3 protein-coding genes are annotated in these 3052 nt (G+C 74.0%); 1 reads left to right on the top strand and 2 read right to left on the bottom strand.

Going from position 1 to position 3052, the window contains the following annotated elements:
* Positions 1-71 precede the first annotated feature (71 nt).
* Positions 72-818 (bottom strand): SDR family oxidoreductase, encoded by a 747-nt coding sequence (locus KN815_RS47915; RefSeq protein WP_216348040.1) that lies wholly within the window; start codon positions 816-818, stop codon positions 72-74.
* A 201-nt stretch (positions 819-1019) separates the two neighbouring features.
* Here KN815_RS47915 and KN815_RS47920 point away from each other — a divergent pair, with 201 nt between their 5' ends.
* A complete protein-coding gene (locus KN815_RS47920) occupies positions 1020-1766 on the top strand; it encodes a GntR family transcriptional regulator (protein WP_216348039.1) in 747 nt (248 codons plus the stop codon).
* Positions 1767-1888: 122 nt separating this feature from the next.
* Here KN815_RS47920 and KN815_RS47925 read toward each other — a convergent pair.
* Positions 1889-3052 (bottom strand): ROK family protein (locus tag KN815_RS47925; RefSeq protein ID WP_253209711.1); only part of this gene is annotated, 1164 nt, incomplete at its 5' end.

A 3052-nucleotide genomic window follows, 5' to 3' on the forward strand; every position in this document is an offset into this window, starting at 1 on the left:
CGTTCCAGAACTGGGCCGGGGACAGCGCGGTGACGGACCCCGCGAGCCCGGCCTGATCCAAACGACAGACCCTACAGCCCGCCCGCGACCCGCAGCACCGCGCCCGTCGTGTACGACGCCTCCGGCGACAGCAGCCACGCCACCGCGCCCGCGATCTCCTCCGGCTCGCCCGGGCGCCCCATCGGCACCCGCCCGGGGTTGCGCCATGGCCGCTCGGGGTCGCCCATCCGCGCGTGGATGTCGGTCAGCGTCATCCCGGGCTGGACGGAGTTGACCCGGATCCCCTCCGCCGCCAACTCCTTCGACAGTCCGACGGTCATCGTGTCGACCGCCGCCTTGCTGGCCGCGTAGTGCACATACTCCCCGGGGCTGCCGGTCGTCGCCGCGCCCGAGGAGATATTGACGATGGCGCCGCCCTGCCCGCCGTGGCGCGTGGACATCTCGCGCGCCGCGCGCCGGGCGCACAGCAGGGCCCCGGTCACATTGACGTCCACGACGCGCCGCATCACCTCGGGTGAGGTCTCGGTGAAGCGGCCCAACGGCCCGGTGATTCCCGCGTTGTTGACCAGGCCGGTGATCGGGCCCAGCTCCTCCCGCACCCGGTCGAACATCGCCTCGACCTGCTCCGCGTCGCTGGTGTCGGCCTGGACGACCACCGACCGCACACCCTCCTCGCGCACCGCCGCCGCCCACCGCTCGGCCGCGTCCTCGGCGTTCTCATAGCCGATGGCGACGCTGTGCCCGGCGCGGGCGAGCCGCACCGCCACCGCCGCTCCGATCCCGCGACTGCCCCCGGTGACCACCGTGACCTGGTCCATGCCCATCCGCTTGCTCAGCTCCCGCCCCGTTACGCATTTCGTTCCGACGGTCACCGACGATAACCGGTCAAAGGATTGGTCTTGACCAAGTTCGCACGCCGCCTTATGGTCACATTGATACTGCAACAACCTTTAATAAAGAAGCGCGCATAACTGTGAACGCGCGCACGTCTGTCGGCCGTCGGAATCAAGGGGGACAGCGTGGGGACCACGCAGCTCGAATCGGTGCCTGAGCCCAAGTACTGGCATCTGAAGACCGTGCTCAGCGACGCGCTCGACTCCGAGTTCGCGGTCGGGGAGATCCTGCCCAACGAGCGTGAGCTGGCAGCCCGCTTCGGCGTCGCCCGCGCCACCCTCCGACAGGCCCTCGAGCAGCTCGAGCTGGAGGGCAGGCTCCAGCGCCGCCGCGGCGTCGGCACCACCGTCGCCCCGCCCCGCGTCGGCGTGGCCGTCGGGGACTACGCCCACGGCTGGACCGACACCTCCGGTGAGGACACCTGGCAGACCGTGGACAGCACCGAGGCCGTGCCGCCCGCCGAGGTAGCCCGGCTGCTGGAGCTCGACCCCGACACCCCGGTCCACCGGGTGCGCCGCACCCGGATGACCCACGGCCAGCCGCTCGCCGCCGAGCTGCTGTACGTACCGGCCGAATCCGTCCCCGGCCTCGCCGCCATCGACACCCCCAGCGGGCTGGCCCGCGCCCGCGCGGTGCTGCGCGAGCTGCGCCGGCTGGAGCTGGAGGGCCGTGAGCAGACCGTGGAGCTGGGCTCGGCCCGCGCGGACGACGCCAAGGAGCTCGACCGGCTGCCCGGCGCCCCCGTCCTCCTCGTGACCACCCGCTATGTGGCCCAGGGCCGCACCGCGGCGGTCGCCGTGGCCACCTACCGGGCCGACACCTGCCGGCTCACCTTCGGTGACCCGGCGGGCGAGGAGCTGCTGGCGGGCTGATCCTGCTCCGCTCCGTGTCGTACGCCCGCTCTGTGCCGTGGGCCCGCCCCGCGTCGTCGGCGCGTACGCACTCCGCGGTCCAAAGCCGAAACGAAACGTCCCGGCCCGCTCCGCGTCCCGCGTCAGCGGCTCGCGCGGCGGGTCGTCACCGTGCTGTCGACCGCGAAGAGCTCCTGCTCCACATGGTCGAGGGCCAGCCGCAGCGCCCCCGTGGTCACCGCCGCCTCGCCCAGCAGCGAGAGCGTGACCTCCGGGGCCCGCAGGCAGTAGCGGGACAGCTCATCGCGCAACGGGGCCAGCACCCCGTCCAGCCCGGCCGCCCAGCCGCCGACCACCACGATTTCGGGGTCCAGCGCCAGCACCAGGGCCGCCGTGTCGTGCACCAGCCTGCGGACGAAGCGGTCCACGGCCGCGGTGGCCCGTACGTCGCCGTCGCGGGCCAGCGCGAAGACATGCGCGACCTGCGCCTCGTCCAGCGGGCTCAGCGGCTCCCCGGTCGTGGAGAGCACCTCCTCCGGGGCGGCCTCGCGGCCCAGCAGATGCAGCGCCCCGATCTCCCCGGCGGCGCCGCCGAAGCCGCGGTGCAGCCGGCCGCCGATCAACGACCCGGCCCCCGGGCTCAACCCGGCCAGCACGAAGACCACATCGTCCGAGCCGACCGCCGCGCCCTTCCAGTGCTCGGCCACCGCCGCCGTGTTCGCGTCGTTCTCCACCAGCACCGGACAGCGGAAGGACCGCCGAAGCCGCTCGCCCAGGGGCAGCCCGGTCCAGCCGGGGAGCGCCGTGCACAGATGGACGGTGCCGTCGGCCTCGACGATGCCGGGGCTGCCCACCCCGACCGCGCGCAGCGAGAACCGGGCGACCCCCGCGCGCCGCAGCAGATCCGCCACGGCGGTGCGCACCCGCTCCAGCCGCTCGTCCGCCGACGCCTTCTCCGAGACCTCGCGCACGACCGAGCCGAGCGCGCGTCCATCGAGGTCCGACAGGAGCGCGGCGACCCGGTGCGCCCCTATCTCTATGCCCAGCAGATGCCCGGCCTCGGCCCGGAAGCGGAAGCGGCGCGCGGGGCGGCCCTGGCGGCGGACGCCGCCCTCCTCGGCGGGCACCTCGACCACCAGACCGCTGTCGGCCAGCCCGTCGATCACGCCCTCGACGGTGGGCCGGGACAGCCCGGTCACCCGCGTGAGATCGGTGAGGCTCGCGCTCCCGGCACAGCCGCTCGCGTCGTCCGGGCCATCGCCGGTGGCCGTGCCGGACGCGGTCGCCGCGCTGCCGGACGCGGTCGC

Source organism: Streptomyces niphimycinicus (genome assembly GCF_018883605.1).
GTDB classification, from domain to species: domain Bacteria; phylum Actinomycetota; class Actinomycetes; order Streptomycetales; family Streptomycetaceae; genus Streptomyces; species Streptomyces niphimycinicus.